Genomic DNA, 22,100 nt, shown 5'->3' with positions numbered 1-22,100 from the left:
AGGCAGACAGAATTATTTTCCAAACTTGGATACCAGATCGCCCTGGAGAGAATCGAGGGCAGTCTTGGGATCGGCGCCTTCCAAATAAACCTGGGCACATGTGGCTCCCACGGCGCTCATGGCTTCATTGAAGTTTTCCGTATAGTTGACGGACGGAACCGTCTGACCAAGCTCGATGAAGATCTGATAGATCTCCTGGCCGCCGAAGAATTCGTCAGGCTCAGAGAAGGTGGGATCTTCGTAGCTCGGGATGTAGGACGGGAACAGGCCGTAGTTTACAAAGCCGGAAACCTGAAGCTCCGTATCGGTCAGGGCAAATTTTACGAAATCTTTGGCTGCATCCACGTTTGCAGACGCTGCCGGAATGACGATGTTGGAACCGCCGTTGGTGGAGCCGGCAGCCTCTTTGCCCGGGAATGCCGGAAGCGGCATAACGCCCCATTTGCCGGACTGTTCCGGCCCTTTGTCTTTGATGGTTCCGATCATCCATACGGCTTCCGGGATGGTGGCGACGGTTTCATTTACAACGACGGCCTCGTACTCGGACCAGTCGGCGTAATTGTAGGCAATGCCGGAGTCATAAATTTTCTTGGCAAGTTCCATAGCTTCCAAGGAAGCGTCGGCGTTGATGACAGTATTGCCGTCTGCATCAAAGAAGCCGGCCTGGTTCTCTGTAAGAAGAAGACGGAAAAAGCCGGAGCTGTTGGGGTTGACAGGAAGCATCTTTACCGGTTCGCCGGACGGTGTCGTGCAGGCGGCTTCTACCTTCTTTCCTGCCTCGATAAAGTCGTCCCAGGTCTTGATGTCATCGGCGTTGACGCCGGCCTGTTCAAAATAATCGGTGCGGTAGAAGACGGCTACCGGGCCGGCATCCCAGGGGAAGCCGACAATTTTTCCGTTGGCCGTTACCTCGCCGATTTTGACCGGCAGATAGTCCTCGGCGGTTACGATATCGCTTAAATCAGCAAAGCCCTCCGGGTACTTGTTGGCATAGCCGCTTACCTGCTCGCCTTCCAGAAGAATGACGTCAGCCAGGCCTTTTCCTGTGGAAAGCGTCGTGGCTAATTTCGTGTAGATCTGATCCGTACCCATTTCCTCAAAGACGAATTCCACGTCCGGATTTGTCTCCTTGTACTTTTCGGAAGCCTCCTGAAGCTGCTTTAAAGCCACATCCCAGGCCCAGACGGTAATGGTGCTCCCGCCTTCTGCCGAAGCGCTTTCGCTTCCGGCGTCGGTCGTGCTGCCGCCGCAGCCGCTGAGAGTCAGTGCCGCCGCCATGGTGAGCATCGCCGCTGATGTGATCAGTCTGTGTTTTTTCATAATCCTTACCTCCTGATTGAAAAAATATAATAGAATTTTACTAAAAAGTTTTCCTATTCAATAATAATGCAAGAGAAAGAAAGATCTAGTAATTGGATAAAATCACTAAGAATAAAACAATAATACGCCCTTTAAATAGAAAAGTCAACATGTTTTAGAAAAAAATAGGTAAAAAACTAATAGTAAAATGTTTGACTTTTACCAACAAACAGATTATAATGAAGATAAAAATCAGCAAAGTGACGAACTGATGACAGGCTGCCGGTAAAGGAAAATTTTCTTTGCAGACAGACACAAAAACGGGCTGCCGGCTCTGGACAGCCGCGAAAAAGGAGGAAAGATATGCAGGAAAGAGCAAAAAAAAGATGGGAGGATCAGACGCTTACGGGGATCGGGCGGCTTCCGGCCCGCGCGTCACGGTTTACGGATTCTTCCGCAGTGGAATCGTTAAATGGAGAATGGAAGTTTTTATATCTGGCGGCACCGGAATACAGTCCTCAGGGATTTGAACAACCGGATTTCAATACGGATGGCTGGGACACCATCCCGGTTCCCTCCTGCTGGCAGACGGAAGGGTACGATCATATGCATTACACCGATGTCCTGTATCTGTTCCCTTTAAATCCGCCGTTTGTCCCGTCGGAGAATCCTGCGGGCATTTATAAAAGAAGCTTTGAGGTCCCGGCAGATTGGATGGAAAATACGACGATCCTGCGGTTTGACGGGGCAGACAGCGCCTATGACGTGTGGGTCAACGGAAACCATGCCGGGTACAGCAAGGTTTCCAGGCTCCCGGCCGAGTTCGACATTTCTTCCTATATAAATGCAGGAACCAACAGCCTGACGGTGCGGGTGTACAAGTGGTCGGACGGAAGTTATCTGGAAGATCAGGACATGTGGTGGTTCAGCGGCATTTACCGCGATGTCACCTTATTAAACAGCCCAAAGCAGAGAATCGAGGACTGCCGGATCCACGGAGATCTGGATCCATCCTACACAGACGGCCTGTTTTCAGCCGAAATCCGGCTTTCCATGGCCGGCGGGGCCCTTTCCTGGACGCTGTCGGATCCGGAAGGCAAAAAAGCCGCAGAAGGTACGGTTTCCCCGGCGGAAAAGACGTTCTCCATTGAGGCAAAGATCCCCGGAGTAAAGAAATGGACGGCTGAGACGCCGGCGCTTTATACGCTTACGATGACCCTGGAGGGAGATGCCGGCGCCCATACGGTAAGCTTCCGCACTGGTTTCCGGAAAATAGAAGTAAAGGGTAATGTGTTTACCGTCAACGGGAAGGCGATCCTTTTAAACGGCGCGAACCATCACGATTATTCTCCCGAAGGCGGCAGGCGCGTGGATCCCGAGGTGATGCGACAGGATGTGCTGATGATGAAGCGGCACAACATCAATGCCGTGCGGTTCTCCCACTATCCGTCCATCGAGGCCATCTATGATTACTGCGACGAATACGGTCTTTACGTGATTGATGAGGCCGATCTGGAGTGCCACGGCTTTGAGTGGGCGCATATCTACGACAGGATCAGCGACGATCCCGAGTGGGAGGCAGCCTATGTTGACCGCGGTGTCCGTATGGTGGAAAGGGATTATAACCATCCCTCGATTATCATGTGGTCGCTCGGAAATGAATCCAGCTTCGGCGTTAATTTTAAGAGAGAGGCTGAGGCCATCCGGGCTCTGGATTCCTCCCGTTTGATCCATTATGAAGGCGATTTTGAAGCAGAGATCACGGACGTCTACTCCACCATGTACACATGGCTCGGGCCGTTAAAGGAAATCGGAGCCACGAAAGTGAAGCACAACAAGCCTCACGTCCACTGCGAATATGGTCATGCCATGGGAAACGGCCCCGGCTGCCTTGCCGATTACGAAGAGCTTTACCATACCTACGACAGGCTTCAGGGAGGCTTTGTCTGGGAATGGTATGATCACGGGATCCGGAGTGAGGAAGAGGACGGAACGGTTACTTACAAGTACGGCGGCTGCTACGGCGATTTCCCGACAAACGGAAACTTCTGCATCGACGGGTACCTGATGCCCGACCGCACCCCGTCGCCGGCCCTTTTGGAGCTTAAGCAGGTTTTCTGCCCGGTATCGGTTAAGCGGGCCGCAGAAAGTACGGATCTTTACCAGGTAAAAAACTGGTACGACTTTAAGACACTTTCCGGCGTAGCCTTAAGCTGCACGGTTACAGATGGGAAAACGGCCGTTTCTTCCTTTACTATCGACAATCTTTCGGCGGCGCCGGGAGAAGAAGAGCTGGTGCTTCTTCCCTGTACCGTGGAAAATCCGGAGGGCAATGCCGATTATTACTTAAATATCCGTGTGGTGGAAAAAGAGAGTACTTCTTACGCACCGGCCGGTCATGAGTTAGGCGTGTTCCAGTTCCTGCTGCCGGTGAAAAAGACGGTTTATGCGGAAAGAAAAGCCGGTACGGTTTCCGTTGCGGAAGATGCGGCAAGGCTGACTGTCCGGGCGGCCGGCACGGAATTCGTTTTCAATAAGGTGACAGGTGTGCTGGCGTCCATGGAAAAATCCGGAAAAACCCTGATTTCCAGGGGCCCGGTTGTGACAGTTGACAGAGCGGACATTGACAATGACATGTATAAAGTGTACGATTGGAATAACAAGTATTTTGTTTCCAGGGGAATGGAGCAGCTCGAATATATGACGGTCAGACAGTCTGATGACAGAGCCGCCGTCTATATTCAGAAATATTTTGGATGCTACTGCCAGGCGTGGGGCTTTAAGCTCTCTTATGTCTACACCATTTACGGCGACGGCTCTATGGATGTGAGCCTTAACGGCCGTGCTGTGAGGAACAGGGAGTTTGAACCGGCATTCCTGCCGCGGATCGGCGTAGAGCTTTATGCGGCAAAACCGCTTTGGAACGTGTCCTGGTACGGACTCGGGCCGGGAGAAAGCTACTGCGACTCGAGGCAGGCAGCCATTATGGGGATTTACGAGACGGATGTGGACGGAATGCATACGGACTATGTAAAGCCTCAGGAGAACGGCCACCGCGAGAAGGCTGGCTGGCTGGCGATCTGTGACCGTGAGGAGGGAATCCTCATAAAGGCGAAAGAGCAATTTGGCTTCAATGTCCATGACTACACGGCCGAAGCGCTGAGAAAGGCTCCTTACCCCAGGGACATCAAAAGGGAGGATTATCTGATCCTCAATCTTGATTACAGACAGTCGGGCCTGGGAAGCAATTCCTGCGGTCAGGAGCAGACGGAGAGCTGCAAGACGCCGATTGAAGATTTCACCATGGCATTTTCCATAAGGCCGGTGAAGCGGGAGGAGATTCTTTCGGAGGCCAGGACTGAATACAAATAAGGAAGGTCAAATATGGCAACGATTAAGGACATTGCAGAGCAGGCGCAGGTATCCATCAGCACGGTATCCAGAGTATTGAATTATGACGAAACTTTGTCGGTCAACGCGGCGACAAAAACGAGGATTTTTGAAATCGCAGATGCGCTGGATTATCAGACAAAGAGTCAGAAACGCGGGAAAAAGAAGCTTTCCCTCCTGTTAATCAACTACTATTCTCTGGAAGGAGAGGTGGAAGATCCCTACTACCTGTCTGTCCGGGTTGCCATTGAGCGGCGGGCGGCACAGCTTGGCTACAAGCTCACCAACATTTCGCGGGGCGAGGAGTTCCGCCAGGGAAACGCAGACGGCGTGATCTGTCTGGGAACCTTTAACGAGGCAGATATCAGACGGATTGATTCCCTGGAAAAGCCGGTGATTTTTGTGGACAGCTGTCCCGACGAAGCCAAATATGATTCGATTATTTTTGAGCTGAAGCGGGAGACGCGGCGGATTCTCGACTATCTGTGGAGCTGCGGCCATAAAAAAATCGGTTTCATCGGCGGCAATGACACAGAAGGGACGGGGCTTGAAGATGACCCGGATAAGCGAACCGTCGTCTACCGGGAGTTTATGAAGGAAAAGGGCTGTTACCGCCAGGAATATGAGCGGATCGGTTCTTTTACCTCGAAAATGGGATTCCGGCTGATGAATGAGCTAATGGAGCTTGCAGATCCGCCGACGGCCGTCTTCGTCGCCAACGATTCCCTGGCCGTGGGGTGCTTAAACGCCATCAACCGGGCGGGAAAAACGTGTCCAGGTGACTTCAGCATTGTGGGCTTCAACGACATCCCCACGGCAAAATACATGCTTCCCCCGCTGACAACCATGCGGCTTTACATGGATTTCATGGGCGAGCAGGCGGTGGACATCATCGGCAGCAGGATCCAGACGAAGAGAGAGATCCCGATCCAGGTGATTCTCCCGGCGAAGCTCATGATACGGGAAAGCGTAAGAGATATTAACGCAGAGACAGCAGAATCCGGCAGCACAGAGCGAACGGGGCCGGAAAATCTGAAGGTTCAGTAAAAGGAGATAGATTATATGTCAACGGTTAAGCTGGAACATATCGGCAAACAATATCCCAACGGATTTGAGGCCGTAAAGGATTTTAATCTGGAAATCCAGGACAAGGAGTTCATTATTTTTGTCGGCCCCTCCGGCTGCGGAAAATCCACCACCTTAAGGATGGTGGCAGGCCTTGAGGATATTACAAGCGGGGATCTTTACATTGACGGAAAGCGGATGAATGACGTAGAGCCGAAGGACCGGGACATCGCCATGGTTTTCCAGAATTATGCCCTCTATCCGCATATGACCGTGTATGAAAACATGGCCTTTGGCCTGAAGATCCGGAAGGTTTCCAAGGAAGAAATTGATAAAAAGGTGCATGAGGCTGCAAGGATCCTGGATCTGGAGCATCTTCTGGACAGAAAGCCGAAGGCCCTTTCCGGCGGCCAGAGGCAGCGTGTCGCCATGGGCCGCGCCATCGTTAGGAATCCGAAGGTATTCCTCATGGATGAGCCGCTTTCCAATCTGGACGCCAAATTAAGGGGCCAGATGCGGATCGAGATTTCCAAGCTTCACCAGAACCTGGGAACGACGATTATCTATGTAACCCACGACCAGACAGAGGCCATGACGCTTGGCACGCGGATTGTCGTCATGAAGGACGGCGTCATCCAGCAGGTAGATACGCCGGAGAACCTCTATGAGAAGCCGGGCAACAAGTTTGTGGCGGGCTTCATCGGAGCACCCCAGATGAACATGGTAAGCGCACGCGTCACGGAACAGGATGGAATTCGCCTGGAATTCTGCGGACAGAGCATTAAGCTTGATGCAGAGCGCGCCGCTGTTTTAAAGAACAAAGGGTATGTGGGGAAGACGGTGATCCTGGGAATCCGTCCCGAGGATCTCCACGATGAGGGCGATGCAGGCAAGGCGAACAGAGAGGCCTGTATCCACGCCGAGATCCGGGTTTATGAGATGTTAGGCACCGAGACATACCTTTATTTTGACATGGATGACGCCACCTGGACGGCCAGACTGGATCCGTCGGTAAAGGCAAAGCCTGGCGACCGTGTGGATCTGTACATGAATACGGAGAAGCTTCACGCCTTCGATCCGGAGACGGAGCTTGCCATTTTCAATTAAGCCTATGGGAGAACTTTTCAATACGGACAATGCATTCTGGCAGGCAGTGGGGAAGGCAGGGGAGCTGATTGCCCTGACGGTTATCACGGTTTTCTGCTGTCTTCCGGCTGTGACGGCGGGCGCTTCCTTAAGCGCCCTCTGTTATGCCTCTTTTAAGCTGGCGGAGAATAAAAGCGGCGGCGTTTTCCGCGATTTTTTTCACAGCTTCCGAAAAAACCTGGCTCAGGGAGCCGTCCTGTCTGTGATTTTCGGCGGCTTTGGGCTGGCGCTTCTTTTTGACGTAAGGTTCATGCTGGCGGCAGGAAATGCCGGGGATACAGTTATGCCGTCTGCCTTTTTTCTGGCGGGATGGGTGATCTGTGTGGTTCTGGGGTTTTTCTATCTCCTGTTGTTCCTCTATGTGTTCCCACTCCAGGCCAGATTTGTGAACCCGGTTTCCGTGACCTTAAAAAATGCCGTATTCGCCGGGCTTTTGTACCTTCCGAAGACGATTTTAATGGCGGCGGCCGACGGGGCAGCGGCGTTTCTTTTGCTTCTTTGCTTTAAAAACTGGACTCAGATTGCCATTATCCCGGCGCTGCTTTTTCCGTCCCTGTTATGCTGTTTTCATGCATGGGTGCTTCGGGATCTGCTTGGACTGGAGATAAAAAACGAAAAACTGCCGAAAGCCGATGAATAGTTGGTCTGCTTTTGGCAGTTTTTATTTTGAATATAACGATTTTATTACATATTATAACGAAAACAGTACATTTATTGAGAAAATAATCCCGATATGCTATGATAAAATCAGATAAAACCATTGTTTTCCATCCAACAGCACAAGGAGGAATCAGGATGAAGCAATTATTTTTAGCGGGAGCTGGCTGGCTTTTCCTGGCGTTCGGAAACCTTTCAAATTTCATGACGGCGGGAGACGCAGAGATGATCTGGTACGCGAATCTCCCGACGGCATCGACGGCAGAGGCGCTTTACGGGACTCATCAGTTTTTTACGGAGCAATGGCCGGAAGACGATAGATCCCTTTCCTTCCAGCCGGCCGATATAGAAGGACTGACTGCGTCGGAATTTTCGGTGAGACTTCCAAACAACGGCTGTTCGGCCTTTGTGGACATCATCGCAAAAATCGATGAGGAAACGTATGTGAACGTGACGCCGTTTGCTGAATGGAAAAGCGGGGACGAAACCGTCGCCTATGCCTATAATGGAAGAATTACGGCAAAGGGAAAGGGGACGACCGTCATTACGGCGTCTTTTGCCGGCGCGGAGGTATTGATTGACGTGGAGGTTGAAAATGAGGTTGACCTGGAGGCTGAAATCGAACGGCTGAACGAGGAGATGAGCCGATGAAAAAGAATGCATTTACGATGGCCCTTTTTGTCTGTATCCTGACAGGATTCCTTTCCAATATCGGGCTTTTAGCCGGGATTTTTTATGCGGATGAGATGCTTTACAGCGGCTTCAGTACGGCATTTATGAAGCTTGGAAATCAGGTGGGCGATTCTCTTGTCCCGGGGCTTGCGGCCGGCATTGCCGTCCTTTTAGCGGTGCACAAGCTTAAGCTCTGGCAGGCATGCGCCCTCTGCCTGTCGATTCCGCTCTTTCATGCGCTGTTTCAGAATCTTTTCATTCCGCTTGTTTCCATGGCCGTAAAGCCGGAGGAGGCGCTTTCCGTGAGCCTTCCGGCGGCTGTCCTTAGCTATGTTATGAATGAATCCAATTCTTTTCCCGTGTTTTTCCTGGGCCTTTTCGTCTGCGGCATTTTGGAACAAGACCGGCTTGTGGCGGGACTTTGTACGGCCTGGAATATTGGGTGGTACGGAATCTTAAACCTTCTGCCGCCGTTTTTCCCGCAGTTTGATTTTAACACCATGCAGATGGACAAGGGAGAGCTTACGAGGCGGGCGCTCCTTTATGGGCTTTCGTATCTGGCGGTTGGGGTGTTGATTTTCCTTGTGATTTATGATCTTGCAAAAGACGTAAAGCGTGAAAAAAATACCATAATTTGTAAAAACAGTTGACTTTTTAAGACGTAAAAATGTATTATAGATACATAAAAACAATCCCCTGTGAAAATCAAATACCGGGGAGCTGAAAACATCAAAAAGGAGAAACAGCATGAAAATTTCAGGCAGGAAAAGATGGAAAACTTTCGCAGCTGCCGCAGCGGCAGCAGCAATGACAGCGGCCATGAGCATGACGGCTTTTGCACAGGGCTACTGGGTGAACGATCTGTCAGGCTGGTGGTACAGTACCAATGAGGAAGGCACCGCATGGTACAGCAACGGCTGGCAGTGGATTGACAACGACTATGACGGCATCGCAGAGTGCTATTACTTTGATGGCAGCGGGTGTCTGGTTATGGGCGGTGTGACGCCGGACGGCTATGAAGTGAGTGCAGGCGGTGCATGGATGGAGAATGGTGTTGTCAAGACAAAGGAAGTGACGGCAGAGATCCCCACTGATAAGGCTGCGGAAAGCGGATACAACGAATATGGCATCAGCAATACGGCGATTGCCATGCTTGGCAGGACAAAAGCTGAAAATAATGCGCTGTATGCGAAACTATATGTAAATGAATGGTCTGAATCCGTACAGTATTACAATGGAATCACCGTCTATTATGACGGGGGAAGTCCCTATGGAGTGGCAGCCATTGCCCCGTCTGCGGTAATCGAAGGCGCTGACGACACCATTCAGGGTACGGAGGCCGTTTTGGAGCATGCAAAAGGCCTCGGCTACACCGACGCCTATGCAGATGGAGCTGGTGATATCATCATAGAAATCCCGAACTACAAAATAAACTGGGGCAGCACAGGCGGCATCCTCATGTTTTCCAGATAAAACGCGGTAAAAAGACAGGCTGGATCTGCAAAGACGCAGACTCAGCCTGTTTGTTTGCTGTAAAAGCCCGGCAGGTTTTACGCCTCCCCCGTATTCTGCCTGTAAAGGATCAAAAGCCCGCGGATTAAAAGATCCGGGTCATAGATGATCTTATGATTGCAGAGCGGCGTGATGAACCTTGCCATGCCGCCGGTGGCGATGAGCGTCGCCTTTTCGCCGAGCTCCTCCTCCATTCGGTCAATGATACCGTCGATGGTGGCAGCATTCCCGTACATGATGCCGTTTCGCATACATTCGATGGTGTTCTTTCCGATGACGCGTTTGGGGATATCCAGGTTGATCCTGGGAAGCTGCGCTGTGTTGCTTACCAGGGAGTTTAAGGCGACGTTGACGCCCGGCAGGATGACGCCGCCGATGTAGCTGCCGGCCCGGTCGACGACGGTGATAGTCGTGGCCGTCCCCATGTCGACGATGATGATGGGGCCCTCGTACCGGTCAACAGCCGCCACAGCCGCCACAATCAGGTCGCTTCCGACGGTTTTGGGGTTGTCCATCTTGATGTTCATGCCGGTCTTCATGCCGGAGCCGACGAGAAGCGGCCGCCTGCCGGTGATTTTCTTGACGGCAGAAGAGAGCGGCGCATTTAAAGGCGGCACCACCGAAGAAATGATGGAGCCCTCGATGTCGCTCCGCTTTACCTTATGGATTTCCAGGATGTTTTTTAGCATGATGGCGTACTCCAGGCTCGTCTTCCTGTCGTCCGTCGTGATCCGTTCCTCGAAATACGTCCGCTGTTCGTCAATTCCGCCGACAACAATGTTGCTGTTGCCCATGTCTATGGCTAAAATCATATTGAAAACTCCTTCCACATTGAATTGGTAAGTGTTATAATGTTTTCAGGCTTTGAGACGGGACTGCGCCGCAGCCCTCTTGGAGAAAAAGCGTAGCAGTTCAGCCATGCCATTCATAATTTGACGGATTCCACGATATTGGCTAACAAAAAAGGTATTGGCCGTCAAATTATTCATGTCGGATGTTCACCATATAGAACCATATGACAAAATACTGCTTAGCGAGCAAGCTCTCACGCAGCATTTTGCCATATGGTTCTGCATGGCTGAACTGTTACTAAAAATCAGGTGTTATCTTACCATAATTTTTCAGGAATTACAACGGAGGAATCCAGAATGTTGAAAGGAAAAACCGTACTTTTATGTGTGAGCGGCAGCATCGCCGCCTATAAAATTGCCTATCTGGCAAGCGCCCTAAAAAAACTTCATGCCACGATCCATGTGCTGATGACGGAAAATGCGACAAATTTCATTAACCCCATCACCTTCGAGTCCCTGACGGGAACCAAGTGCCTGGTGGATACCTTCGACCGAAATTTCCAGTTTTCGGTGGAACATGTGGCAATCGCCAAGCAGGCTGATGTGGTTTTGGTGGCGCCGGCGTCTGCCAACGTGATTGCCAAGCTGGCGCACGGCCTGGCAGACGACATGCTGACGACGACGGTTTTGGCATGCCGCTGCAAAAAAATCATAAGCCCGGCCATGAACACCAACATGTTCGAGAACCCGATTACCCAGGACAACTTGAAAATCTGCGAAAAATACGGCATGGAGGTCATCTCCCCGGCCGTCGGGTACCTGGCCTGCGGCGACACGGGAGCCGGGAAAATGCCGGAGCCGGAGGTTCTGCTCCAGTATATTTTAAAGGAAATCCAGTATGAAAAGGATCTTTCCGGGAAAAAGATACTTGTAACGGCAGGCCCCACCAGGGAGGCTATCGACCCGGTGCGCTACATCACGAACCACTCCACGGGAAAAATGGGCTGTGCCATCGCAAAGACGGCCGCTTACCGCGGCGCCGACGTGACCCTCGTTTTAGGGCCGGCAGAAGTGGAACCGCCGATGTTTGTAAACGTGGTGCCGGTGGTGAGCGCCGCAGACATGTTTAAAGCGGTGACAGAAAGAAGCGAAGGTATGGACGCCATCATAAAGGCCGCCGCCGTGGCTGACTACCGGCCGAAGTTCGTGAACCCGGAAAAGACGAAGAAAAAGGACGGCGACATGGCTATCGAGTTAGAGCGCACCGACGACATCTTAAAGTGGCTGGGAGACCATAAAAAAGAGGGCCAGTTCCTCTGCGGCTTCTCCATGGAAACAGAGAACATGCTGGAAAATTCCAGGGCGAAGCTTAAAAAGAAAAACCTGGACATGATCGTCGCCAACAATTTAAAGGTGGCCGGCGCCGGCTTCGGCACCGATACCAACGTGGTGACGCTGATCACCGATTCCATGGAAAAGGAGCTTCCGATTATGACGAAGGAGGAAGCGGCCGGGAAGATCCTGGATGAGATTTTCTTGACGAAACGGCAGAATGCTGGCAAAATAGTAGGGTAGAAAAAATTGGAAGATTAGATGAGAAATTGGAGGACAACATTTTGACTGCATTTGCGGATGAGATAAGAAGACGAAGAACCTTTGCGATCATTTCCCACCCGGACGCCGGAAAAACGACGCTGACGGAGAAATTCCTGCTTTACGGCGGCGCCATCAACCTGGCCGGTACGGTAAAAGGAAGAAAAGCCACGAAGCATGCCGTCTCCGACTGGATGGAGATCGAAAAGGAGAGAGGAATTTCCGTAACCTCGTCGGTGCTTCAGTTTAACTATGAAGGCTTTTGCATCAATATCCTGGATACGCCGGGCCATCAGGACTTTTCCGAGGATACCTACCGGACGCTGATGGCCGCCGACTCGGCCGTCATGGTGATCGACGGCTCCAAGGGCGTGGAGGCGCAGACCATCAAGCTTTTCAAGGTCTGCGTCATGCGGCATATCCCGATTTTTACGTTTATCAATAAAATGGACCGGGAGGCGAGGGACCCCTTCGAGCTTATGAGCGAGATCGAGGAAGTGCTGGGGATCCATACCTGCCCGATCAACTGGCCCATCGGCTGCGGAAAGAGCTTTAAGGGCGTCTACGACCGTCAGACGAAACAGATCACCACGTTTACGGCTGCCATGGGCGGCCAGAAGGAGGTGGCGAGCCGCACCTTCGACGTGGAGGGGACGGATGTGGATTCCGTCATCGGCTTAGACTACCACAGCCAGCTTAAGGACGATATCGAGCTTTTGGACGGCGCCAGCGACGAATTCGATCAGGATTTGGTGGATCAGGGGCTTTTATCGCCGGTATTTTTCGGCTCGGCCCTCACCAACTTCGGCGTGGAGACCTTCCTTGAGCATTTCCTTAAAATGACGTCGCCGCCCCTTCCGAGAAAGACTACGGACGGCGTTGTGGATCCGTTTGACGAGAAGTTTTCGGCTTTCGTCTTTAAGATTCAGGCCAACATGAACAAAGCCCACCGCGACAGAATCGCCTTTATGCGGATCTGTTCCGGAAAATTTGAGGCCGGCATGGAGGTGAACCATGTCCAGGGCGGGAAAAAGATCCGCCTGACCCAGCCGCAGCAGCTCATGGCCGAGAGCCGGAAAATCATTGAGGAAGCCTATGCCGGAGATATCATCGGCGTCTTCGATCCCGGCATTTTCTCCATCGGCGACACGCTCTGCGCCTCCGGTGAGAAGTTTGCCTTCGAGGGAATCCCGACCTTTGCGCCGGAACACTTCGCAAGGGTGCGCCAGATGGACACCATGAAGCGCAAGCAGTTTATTAAAGGAATCAACCAGATTGCCCAGGAGGGCGCCATCCAGATTTTCCAGGAGTTCAACACCGGTATGGAGGAGATTATCGTCGGCGTCGTCGGCGTGCTCCAGTTTGAGGTTTTGACCTACCGCCTGAAAAACGAGTACAACGTGGAAGTCAAATTAGACCAGCTTCCCTTTGAATTCATCCGCTGGGTGGAAAACCCCGAGGAGGTCGACGTCTCTAAGATCCAGGGAACGTCCGACATGAAGCGGATCCGCGATTTGAAGGGAAATCCGCTGCTTTTATTTATCAACAGCTGGAGCGTGGGCATGGTGGAAGAGAGGAACCCGGGCCTTAAGCTCAGTGAATTTGGAAGAAATTAGGAAAGGATGATAAATATGTCGAAGATTGATGTGGTAAGGGCCGCCATGGTGGAGGCCATGAAGGCAAAGGACAAGGAGCGTAAGGATTCCCTTTCCATGCTGCTTTCTGCCTTAAAGAACGCGGAGATTGACAAGCGCTCTCCCCTCACGGAGGACGAGGAAAACGCCGTCGTGAAAAAGGAAATCAAGCAGACCAAGGAGACCATGGATACGGCACCGGCTGACCGCACGGACATCATCGAGGAAGCCAGGAAGCGGATGGAGGTTTACCAGGAATTCGCCCCGGCTGATATGACGCCGGAACAGATCGAGGCGACGATCCGCCAGGTGCTTTCCGACCTGGGAATTGAGGAACCGAAGGCTTCCGACAAGGGAAAAATCATGAAGGTTCTGATGCCGCTCGTAAAGGGAAAGGCCGACGGCGGCGAGGTAAACCAGATTCTATCAGGAATGTTCCGGTAAACAGATGGGAGACAGCGGGAGGAAAGGCCATGTACAGAGAAGAAATCGAACAGTATATCGAGAGCCATAAGGCGGAAATGTTAGAGGATATCTGCACCCTTTGCAGAATCAACAGCGAGAAGATGCCGTACCAGGAGGGGATGCCTTACGGAAAAGGGCCGGCGGAGGCGTTATCCTGTGCCCTTACGATGGCAGAAAAATACGGATTCGCCATCAACAACTATGATAATTATGTGGGCACTGCCGACTTAAATGATAAGGAGGCGCAGCTCGACATCCTGGCCCATCTGGACATCGTGCCGGCCGGAGACGGCTGGACGGTGACGGAGGCCTTCGAGCCGGTGGTAAAGGACGGAAAGCTTTACGGCCGCGGGACGTCGGACGATAAAGGCCCGGCTGTGGCGGCGCTTTACGCCATGCGCGCCGTGAAGGAGTTAGGGATCCCGGTGACGAAAAACGTCCGCCTGATTCTCGGAACCGACGAGGAGTGCGGAAGCTCTGATATTGAGCATTATTATAAAATAGAAAAGGAAGCGCCAATGACGTTTTCGCCCGACAGCTCTTTTCCGGTGACGAACATCGAAAAAGGGAGCCTTACGGGGCGGTTCGAGGCGGATTTTAAAGAGAGTGCGGCTCTCCCGAGGTTAAAATCGTTTACGGCGGGCACAAAGGTCAACGTGGTTCCGGGAAAGGCGGAGGCCGTCATCGAAGGACTTTCTTTAGAAGAACTTGAGGCAGCGGCAGGAGCCATGGAGGGATGCGAGGGCATCCGGTATGAATTCGCGGCAGAAGACGGCTCTGTCACCGTCCGTGCCATCGGCGAAAGCAGCCACGCCTCTAAACCGTGGAAGGGAAAAAATGCCCTGACAGGCCTTCTTTCCTTTGTGGCAAAGCTCCCGCTTGCAGACTGTGAACAGATGAAGCTTGTAAAAAGCTTAAATACCCTGATGCCCCACGGCGATATTTACGGGGAGGGCCTTGGGATTGCCATGGCAGACGAGCTTTCCGGGCCGCTGACCCTGGCCTTTGACATCCTTTCCATCACGGAAAGCCGCATCGAGGGCTGCTTTGACAGCCGCTGCCCGCTTTGCGCAGATGATGACAACGTGTTAAAGCCTGCAAAGGCGGCCATGAGGGCGCACGGCATCACCTTGTTAAGCGAGGCTTTAGATCCGCCGCACCATGTCTCCGGCGATTCGGAGTTTGTCCGTACCTTAAACCGCTGCTATGAGGAGTGGACAGGGAAAGAGGGCGGCTGCGTCGCCATCGGAGGCGGCACGTATGTCCATCATTTAAAGAACGGCGTTGCCTTCGGCGCAGCCATGCCGGAGACGGAAAACCGTATGCACGGGCCGGATGAATTTGCCGTTGTCGATGAACTTCTTGCCAGCGCAAAGATTTTTGCCCAGGTCATCGCAGAGCTTTGCAGGTAAGCGGGGCGGATTTGCCATGACAGAGGAACGGATCATAGACATCCATACCCATATTTACCCGGCGACCCTCGCAAGACGCGCCATGGAGGTGGCAGGGCGGGAGCATGATTCCTACGAAAAGCTTCCGTTAAAGGAGAATCTGCTTGCCAGGATGAAGGAGAGCAATGTCTCCCTTTCTGCCGTCCTTCATGTGGTGACGAAGCCGAAGACCCAGACGGATGTGAACCGGTTTGCGGCGGAAAGCGTCAGGCGGGGGCTCATCGCCTTCGGCGGGCTCCATCCCGACTGCGCCAATGTGGCGGAGGAGCTGGAAAAATTAAAGGATAAACGGATGGCCGGGGTGAAATTCCATCCGCCCTTCCAGAAGGTCTATCTGGCTGACGAATCCTACCGGGAGATGTGGGAGCGGATCAACCATCTGGGCTTTCCTGTGCTGATCCACTGCGGACAGGCCAGGGTGCCGGGCGGTTTTGATTTTTTTCCGTCGGATGCGGCCAAAATTATCCCGTATCTTCCGGATGTGCCGGTGATTCTGGCCCACATGGGCGGGCGTTCCGGCGACCCGAGAGAGGAAGAGCTTTTATTCGGCTTCCCGGAAAATGTGTTCATCGACTCGGCCATGAGCGCCGAGCGTCAGGAACTTTCGGATTTTGAGCGGCTGACGGAACGGATGGGGCCGGAGCGGGTGCTTTTTGGAAGCGATTTTCCCTACGGAACCCAGAAGGCGGCCATCGCTTACATACGCTCCAGCCATTTTTCCAGGTCGGAAAAGGCCATGATGCTTGGGGGAAATGCCGGGCGGATCCTTGGGGAGGCTGCCCTGAAATAAAAATACGCTTAAAAAGGAGAAGGATTATGTACACTTGTGCGGACTGCGGCATCCATGCCTGCCGGGAAAAGGAACATGAAAACATGCCGAAAAACTGCCCAATGCGCGGCGAAGAGCTGGTGAAAGAGGCCATGGCAGAGTATAAAGACCCGGAGGTGGGCCGGTTCTTTGTGACGGCCTCGGAGATTGAGCACGATGGCTACTGCCAGTGGCCGAGATTAAAGGAGACTATCGTATTCTGCAAACGGATGGGCTACAAAAAAGTCGGGCTTGCTTTCTGCATCGGCCTTTACAAAGAAGCAAAAGTGGTGGCCGGACTCATGAGAAAGGAAGGGCTCGAAGTGGTGTCCGTAGTCTGTAAGTCCGGCGGCATCGACAAGGCCGAGGTGGGAATCCCGGAGGAGAAGAAGTTAAAGCCGGGCGAACATGAGGCCATGTGCAACCCGATTCTCCAGGCCAAGCTCTTAAATGAACAGAAGACGGAATTCAACGTGGCTCTCGGCCTCTGCGTCGGCCACGATTCGCTGTTTTACCGGTATTCCGACGCCATGGTGACGACGCTTGTGGCAAAGGACCGTGTGCTAGCGCACAATCCGGTGGGCGCCATTTACTGCGCTGAGGGGTACTTTAAGAACCGGCTCTAAAATTTTCTTCCCGCAGACATGCAGAGAAGGCGTTCCGGCCGAATAAAATGAAAAAAAGAGCGGCCGGAGGGCAGTATGCGTTTGAGTGAATTAAAGCGCAAGGAGGTCATCAACATCTGCGACTGCAAACGCCTTGGTTTTGTGGGCGACGTGGACTTTGATGCGTGTTCCGGGCAGATTCTGGCGCTTATCGTGCCGGGGCCCGGCTGTATCTGCGGCTTTTTGGGGCGTGAGAAGGAATTTGTGATCCCCTTCTGCGACGTGTGCCAGATTGGGGACGACATCATTCTCGTAAAGCTTCCGGAGCCGCCGCCCAGGCCATAAAAAGCTTGCCCTGACAGCGTTTTTCATGATAAAATAATAAAAACATGCCATAAAATGGCAAGCAGAAAAGGAGGGATACGCATGAAATGTCCGTTCTGCAATGCGTCCGATACGAAGGTCATTGATTCCAGGCCGGCGGATGACAACAGCTCCATAAGGCGCCGCAGGCAGTGCGAGCAGTGCGGGAAGCGGTTCACGACCTACGAAAAGCTGGAGACGATGCCGCTCATGGTGATTAAAAAGGACAATTCCAGAGAGACTTATGACCGCGCCAAGTTAGAAAAGGGAATCCTTCTTTCCTGCCATAAGCGTCCCGTGGCTTCCCATCAGATCAGCACGATGATCGACGAAATCGAAAACCAGATTTTCGGCATGGAGGAGCGGGAGATCCCGGCGAACCTGATCGGCGAGCTGGTGATGCGGAAATTAAAGGATGTGGACGAGGTGGCTTATGTCCGGTTCGCATCGGTGTACCGGGAGTTCAAGGACGTCAATGCATTTATGGAGGAACTGGAGAAGTTCCTCAAGAATAAGTAGGGGAGCCGCATGTTAGAGACATTTTACCCGGAGCGTTATGAGAAAGATGCATATGGGATACCCTACAAAAGGCTTTATGAAAAGGGATACCGCGGCATCATCTTCGACGTGGACAACACGCTGGTGCCCCATGGAGCGCCGGCTGACGGGAAAGCGAAGGCGCTGTTTGAGGAGCTTCGTGCCATCGGCTTTGAAACCTGCATCCTTTCCAATAATAAAGAGCCGCGTGTCTCACCTTTCGCCAACGAGGTAAAAAGCCCGTATCTTTTTAAGGCGAACAAGCCGTCGAAAAAGGGCTATGAAAAAGCCATGGAACGAATGGGGACAAGCCGGGAGACGACGGTGTTTGTCGGTGACCAGCTTTTTACGGACGTCTGGGGTGCCAGGCGCACCGGGGTTTTTTCGATCCTCGTAAAGCCCATCAATCCCAAAGAGGAGATCCAGATCGTCTTAAAGCGGCGGCTGGAGGCCGTGGTGCTCTGGTTTTACCGGCGGGAACGGAAAAAACGGAAGGGACAGGCTGAGGATTTTGTAAAAAACAGTTGAAAACGGCTGGATAATAGTATAGAATAGGATAGAATCAGCCATAAGAAGAAAGAGATTTTTAAGGAGGAATATCATTTATGGTATCAGCTGGTGATTTTAGGAATGGCGTTACGCTTGAGATTGACGGACAGGTTGTACAGATCATCGAATTCCAGCATGTAAAGCCTGGAAAAGGCGCTGCTTTTGTTAGAACGAAACTGAAAAACGTAATCAACGGCGGTGTTGTGGAGAGAACCTTCCGCCCGACTGAGAAATTCCCGTCTGCAAGAATCGACCGTGTGGACATGCAGTATCTGTATGAGGACGGCGATTTATATAATTTCATGGATATGAACACCTATGAGCAGATTGCCCTCAACAAGGACATCGTCGGCGATGCCTTAAAGTTCGTGAAGGAGAACGAGGTTGTCAAGGTCTGCTCCTACAACGGAAGCGTATTCTCCGTTGAGGCTCCGCTTTTCGTAGAGCTGGAGATCACCGATACGGAGCCGGGCTTCAAGGGCGATACGGCTACGGGTGCAACCAAGCCGGCTATCGTTGAGACTGGCGCACAGATCAGCGTTCCGCTGTTCGTAAACCAGGGCGACAAGGTTAAGATTGATACGCGTACCGGCGAGTATCTTTCCAGAGCATAATTTAAAATGGAACATCAGGGCTTCATGGCAGGAAAACCGGCTGTGGAGCCCTTTGTTTTTTAATATGCACATACAGGAGGGGAAGAGGATGAGAATCAGAAAAATGACGGCAGGATTTTTGTCAGCCGCGTTCCTTGTGCTGCTCTCGGCAGGCACGGTTTTTGCGGCCGACCAGGACATTATAATCCTGCACACCAACGACGTTCACTGCGGCATTGAAGACGGGATCGGTTATTCCGGCGTGGCGCTCTATAAGAAGCAGATGGAAGCGCAGACGCCGTACGTGTTCCTTCTGGATGCCGGCGATGCCATCCAGGGCGCACCCATAGGGACGCTTTCGGACGGCGGCTACATCGTGGACATCATGAACGAGATCGGCTATGACTTTGCGATTCCGGGAAACCATGAATTTGACTACGGCATGGAGCGGTTTCTGGAGCTTTCGGATTTGCTTTCCTGCGGCTATTATTCCTGCAATTTCATGGATTTAAAGACGGGAGAGACGAAGCTTCCGGGCTACAAGATGGAACGGTTTGACGATGTGGACGTGGCATTTGTGGGTGTCACCACACCGGAAAGCTTTACGAAATCGACGCCGGCTTACTTCCAGGACGCGTCCGGACAGTATATTTACGGATTCTGTGAGGATGAGACGGGAGAGGCTCTTTATACAAAAGTCCAGGCGGCGGCCGATGAGGCCAGGGCCGCAGGCGCCGAGTATGTGATTTTGGTGGGCCATCTCGGAAAAGACGGCATCACGGAAAAATGGAGCGCCGGAGCCGTCATAAAGAACACGACGGGCATCGACGCCGTGATCGACGGCCATTCCCACCAGGAGTATGAGGAGTTCATGGAGAATAAGAACGGGGACATGATTCCTGTGGCCCAGACCGGCACAAAGTTAAATGCCCTTGGAAAGCTTACGATCACGCCGGACGGCGCCATCAAAACAGAGCTTGTAAAGGAGATTCCGGCGTCCGGCGAAAAGACGGTCACAGTGAAAAGCGGCGACAGCTTGAGCCGCATTGCCAAGCGGGAGCTGGGCTCTTATTCGGCATGGACGAATATCTATGAGGCTAACCGGGATACGATAAAGGATCCGAACCTGATCTATGCCGGCATGGTGCTCAAGGTACCGGGCAGCAGCGAAGCCGAAGAAGGAAAGCAGACAGATCCGGAGACGGATCTTTTCATTGCGGCCATCGAAAGCCAGTATGAAGAGTCCTTAAAGACTGTTCTGGGGCATACCGACGTTGACCTCGCGGAAAGCGACCCGGAAACCGGGGCCAGGGCTGTCAGAAGCAAAGAAACGAACCTTGGCGATTTCTGTGCTGATGCATACCGCTTTGTGCTGGGGACGGATATCGGCCTCATGAACGGCGGCGGAATCCGTACAGGAATCCCGGCCGGCGACATCACCTATGAGGACATGTTAAATGTCTATCCCTTCGGCAATATGATCTGTGCGGCCAGGGTGACAGGACAGCAGATCTGGGATGCTCTCGAGATGGGGGCAAGGTTCCTTCCGGAGGAGAGTGGCAGCTTCCTCCATGTATCGGGCCTGACCTTCACCATTGATACGTCCGTGCCGTCCGGCGTCCAGCTTGACGACAAGCAGAATTTTACCGGCGTCGAGGGCGAGTACCGCGTAAGGGATATTCTGGTGAACGGCGAGCCGCTGGATCCCCAGAAGACATACACGGTGGCCTCTCACAACTATATGTTAAAGAACGGCGGCAGCGGCATGGCGATGTTTAACGGCTGTGAGATCATCAAGGATGATGTGATGGTTGATGTGGATACGCTGTCGGCTTATGTCCGCGATTTCCTGGGCGGAAGCGTGAAGGACGGGTATGAGAACCCCATGGGAGCCGGGCGGATTACAATCAAATAGGAACGATGATAAGCCCCTGGGGCGCGGGAAGGCGCTTTGGGGGCTTTTTCGTGGTGTATGCATATGGTCTGTGTTTACAAAAATCGCCTGCTTATGATATCATAACGCCATAATACCAGAAGAACCGTCACATCCAAAAGGAGGCCTCCTATGACTCAAAACACTTCTTCCTATGTCAAAAACCTTCCGGGTGCCATAGCCCTGTCTTTTCTTTGTATGTTTTGTGTTCTTCTTGCCGGCTCCCTTACGTCGGGAATTGCCCGAGTCTTTTTCCCGTTGGGATATTTTCTTCGGTTTCTCGTCTATGCCGGCCTGACATTTTTGATTGTCAGAAAGCTCTGTTCCATGAGCGGCCTGACCATGCCGGAGTGCAGGATTACCAGCTTCCGTTTAAGCTTTCTCAGTGTTTTCTGGGCCGTTCTTTTGCCGGTTTTCCTTTTTGCCGCGGCATGCATGGGGAGCAGGGGAAGCTGGCAGATGTGCAGCCGCCTGACAAAAGAGCATCTGGAGAACTTGTTTTACTCCCTCTTTTATACCGGAATTTGCAGCGGTCTCGTGGAGGAGGCGGCATTCCGAGGCTATATGCTGAGTCTGTGTGAACGGCGATTGGGAAAGGCGGGCGCATTTTTGGTGTCGACCTTCTTTTTTGTTCTTCCTCATGTGTATGGAAGCGGGGGAGATTTTACGGTTCTGGCATCCAGGATTCTTTTATATGTTTCGCTCTGCTCTCTGTTTACCCTGGTGACGTTTCATGACAATTCCATCTGGGGCGCCGTGCTGATCCATGCATCATGGGATATTTTTGCGGCGGGGGACAGGATTGTTTCTGTGAGCCTGGAGCCGGAGACGGGGGTATTTTTTACTTATGTGCTGGAATCTGAGCCGTATATTATGGCGGCATCGCCTGCTGCCGGCGCTTTTTTAGGCGCTGCGGCCGTTATTTTCTGCTGCCTTGTGACGGCTGCTGTCCTGAAAGGGAGGCAAAAGCCAGATATTCGCGGGAAATCTTCAATTTCCAGTTGAAATGGGAACTTTCATGGTGTATAATTTCATAT

Annotated in this window: 21 protein-coding genes; 19 read left to right on the top strand and 2 right to left on the bottom strand. The window is 52.4% G+C overall.

Annotated elements, in window-relative coordinates; translation table 11 throughout:
* Window positions 1-12: 12 nt before the first annotated feature.
* Window positions 13-1,320: a sugar ABC transporter substrate-binding protein gene (locus tag KE531_01510; protein MBR9952310.1), complete on the bottom strand. Its 1,308-nt coding sequence runs from the start codon at window positions 1,318-1,320 to the stop codon at window positions 13-15.
* Between the two features lie 342 nt (window positions 1,321-1,662).
* Here KE531_01510 and KE531_01505 point away from each other — a divergent pair, with 342 nt between their 5' ends.
* The 7 genes from KE531_01505 (at window position 1,663) to KE531_01475 (ending at window position 9,702) form a co-directional block, all read left to right on the top strand.
* Complete coding sequence (locus tag KE531_01505; protein MBR9952309.1) at window positions 1,663-4,671, top strand: DUF4981 domain-containing protein; 3,009 nt, start codon at window positions 1,663-1,665, stop codon at window positions 4,669-4,671.
* A gap of 12 nt (window positions 4,672-4,683) precedes the next feature.
* The gene (locus tag KE531_01500; protein MBR9952308.1) at window positions 4,684-5,736 is read left to right on the top strand and encodes a LacI family DNA-binding transcriptional regulator; all 1,053 of its coding nucleotides are present in this window, start codon (window positions 4,684-4,686) and stop codon (window positions 5,734-5,736) included.
* 15 nt (window positions 5,737-5,751) lie between these two features.
* Window positions 5,752-6,861, top strand: a complete 1,110-nt coding sequence (gene ugpC / locus KE531_01495; GenBank protein ID MBR9952307.1) for a sn-glycerol-3-phosphate ABC transporter ATP-binding protein UgpC — start codon at window positions 5,752-5,754, stop codon at window positions 6,859-6,861.
* Window positions 6,845-7,540 (top strand): YesL family protein, encoded by a 696-nt coding sequence (locus tag KE531_01490; GenBank protein MBR9952306.1) that lies wholly within the window; start codon window positions 6,845-6,847, stop codon window positions 7,538-7,540. Before ugpC ends, KE531_01490 begins: the two co-directional genes overlap by 17 nt.
* Before the next feature lie 155 nt (window positions 7,541-7,695).
* Complete coding sequence (locus KE531_01485) at window positions 7,696-8,208, top strand: hypothetical protein (protein ID MBR9952305.1); 513 nt, start codon at window positions 7,696-7,698, stop codon at window positions 8,206-8,208.
* Entirely contained in the window at window positions 8,205-8,879 is a 675-nt protein-coding gene (locus tag KE531_01480) for a hypothetical protein (protein MBR9952304.1), read from the top strand. Before KE531_01485 ends, KE531_01480 begins: the two co-directional genes overlap by 4 nt.
* 97 nt (window positions 8,880-8,976) lie before the next feature.
* Window positions 8,977-9,702 carry a hypothetical protein gene (locus tag KE531_01475; protein ID MBR9952303.1) on the top strand — a complete coding sequence of 242 codons (726 nt, stop codon included), beginning with the start codon at window positions 8,977-8,979 and terminating at the stop codon, window positions 9,700-9,702.
* Window positions 9,703-9,779: 77 nt separating this feature from the next.
* Here KE531_01475 and KE531_01470 read toward each other — a convergent pair whose 3' ends face one another.
* On the bottom strand, window positions 9,780-10,553 hold the full coding sequence (locus KE531_01470) for a type III pantothenate kinase (protein ID MBR9952302.1): 774 nt from the start codon (window positions 10,551-10,553) through the stop codon (window positions 9,780-9,782).
* A 336-nt stretch (window positions 10,554-10,889) separates the two neighbouring features.
* Between KE531_01470 and coaBC the strand changes: the two genes are divergently transcribed.
* The 12 genes from coaBC to KE531_01410 all read left to right on the top strand — a co-directional run bounded on the left by coaBC (window position 10,890) and on the right by KE531_01410 (window position 22,068).
* Window positions 10,890-12,107 (top strand): bifunctional phosphopantothenoylcysteine decarboxylase/phosphopantothenate--cysteine ligase CoaBC, encoded by a 1,218-nt coding sequence (gene coaBC, locus KE531_01465; GenBank protein MBR9952301.1) that lies wholly within the window; start codon window positions 10,890-10,892, stop codon window positions 12,105-12,107.
* A gap of 41 nt (window positions 12,108-12,148) precedes the next feature.
* Window positions 12,149-13,741, top strand: coding sequence for a peptide chain release factor 3 (locus KE531_01460; protein MBR9952300.1), 1,593 nt, complete (start codon window positions 12,149-12,151; stop codon window positions 13,739-13,741).
* 15 nt (window positions 13,742-13,756) lie between these two features.
* Window positions 13,757-14,203: a GatB/YqeY domain-containing protein gene (locus KE531_01455; protein ID MBR9952299.1), complete on the top strand. Its 447-nt coding sequence runs from the start codon at window positions 13,757-13,759 to the stop codon at window positions 14,201-14,203.
* Window positions 14,204-14,232: 29 nt separating this feature from the next.
* The gene (gene pepV / locus KE531_01450) at window positions 14,233-15,636 is read left to right on the top strand and encodes a dipeptidase PepV (protein ID MBR9952298.1); all 1,404 of its coding nucleotides are present in this window, start codon (window positions 14,233-14,235) and stop codon (window positions 15,634-15,636) included.
* A 16-nt stretch (window positions 15,637-15,652) separates the two neighbouring features.
* Entirely contained in the window at window positions 15,653-16,465 is an 813-nt protein-coding gene (locus tag KE531_01445) for an amidohydrolase family protein (GenBank protein MBR9952297.1), read from the top strand.
* Window positions 16,466-16,491: 26 nt separating this feature from the next.
* Window positions 16,492-17,109 (top strand): DUF1847 domain-containing protein, encoded by a 618-nt coding sequence (locus tag KE531_01440; GenBank protein MBR9952296.1) that lies wholly within the window; start codon window positions 16,492-16,494, stop codon window positions 17,107-17,109.
* A gap of 75 nt (window positions 17,110-17,184) precedes the next feature.
* A complete protein-coding gene (locus tag KE531_01435; protein MBR9952295.1) occupies window positions 17,185-17,433 on the top strand; it encodes a YlmC/YmxH family sporulation protein in 249 nt (82 codons plus the stop codon).
* An 81-nt stretch (window positions 17,434-17,514) separates the two neighbouring features.
* A complete protein-coding gene (nrdR, locus tag KE531_01430) occupies window positions 17,515-17,970 on the top strand; it encodes a transcriptional regulator NrdR (GenBank protein ID MBR9952294.1) in 456 nt (151 codons plus the stop codon).
* Window positions 17,971-17,979: 9 nt separating this feature from the next.
* Window positions 17,980-18,516: a YqeG family HAD IIIA-type phosphatase gene (locus KE531_01425; protein MBR9952293.1), complete on the top strand. Its 537-nt coding sequence runs from the start codon at window positions 17,980-17,982 to the stop codon at window positions 18,514-18,516.
* A 77-nt stretch (window positions 18,517-18,593) separates the two neighbouring features.
* Window positions 18,594-19,151, top strand: coding sequence for an elongation factor P (gene efp, locus KE531_01420; protein ID MBR9952292.1), 558 nt, complete (start codon window positions 18,594-18,596; stop codon window positions 19,149-19,151).
* Window positions 19,152-19,215: 64 nt separating this feature from the next.
* The gene (locus KE531_01415; protein ID MBR9952291.1) at window positions 19,216-21,045 is read left to right on the top strand and encodes a bifunctional metallophosphatase/5'-nucleotidase; all 1,830 of its coding nucleotides are present in this window, start codon (window positions 19,216-19,218) and stop codon (window positions 21,043-21,045) included.
* Between the two features lie 150 nt (window positions 21,046-21,195).
* On the top strand, window positions 21,196-22,068 hold the full coding sequence (locus KE531_01410; GenBank protein MBR9952290.1) for a CPBP family intramembrane metalloprotease: 873 nt from the start codon (window positions 21,196-21,198) through the stop codon (window positions 22,066-22,068).
* Window positions 22,069-22,100: the final 32 nt, after the last annotated feature.

This window comes from Eubacteriaceae bacterium Marseille-Q4139 (genome assembly GCA_018223415.1).
Classification (GTDB): domain Bacteria; phylum Bacillota; class Clostridia; order Lachnospirales; family Lachnospiraceae; genus CABSIM01.
Note: the sequence above shows the minus strand (reverse complement) of the source record. Positions and strands in the feature narration are given on the sequence as shown.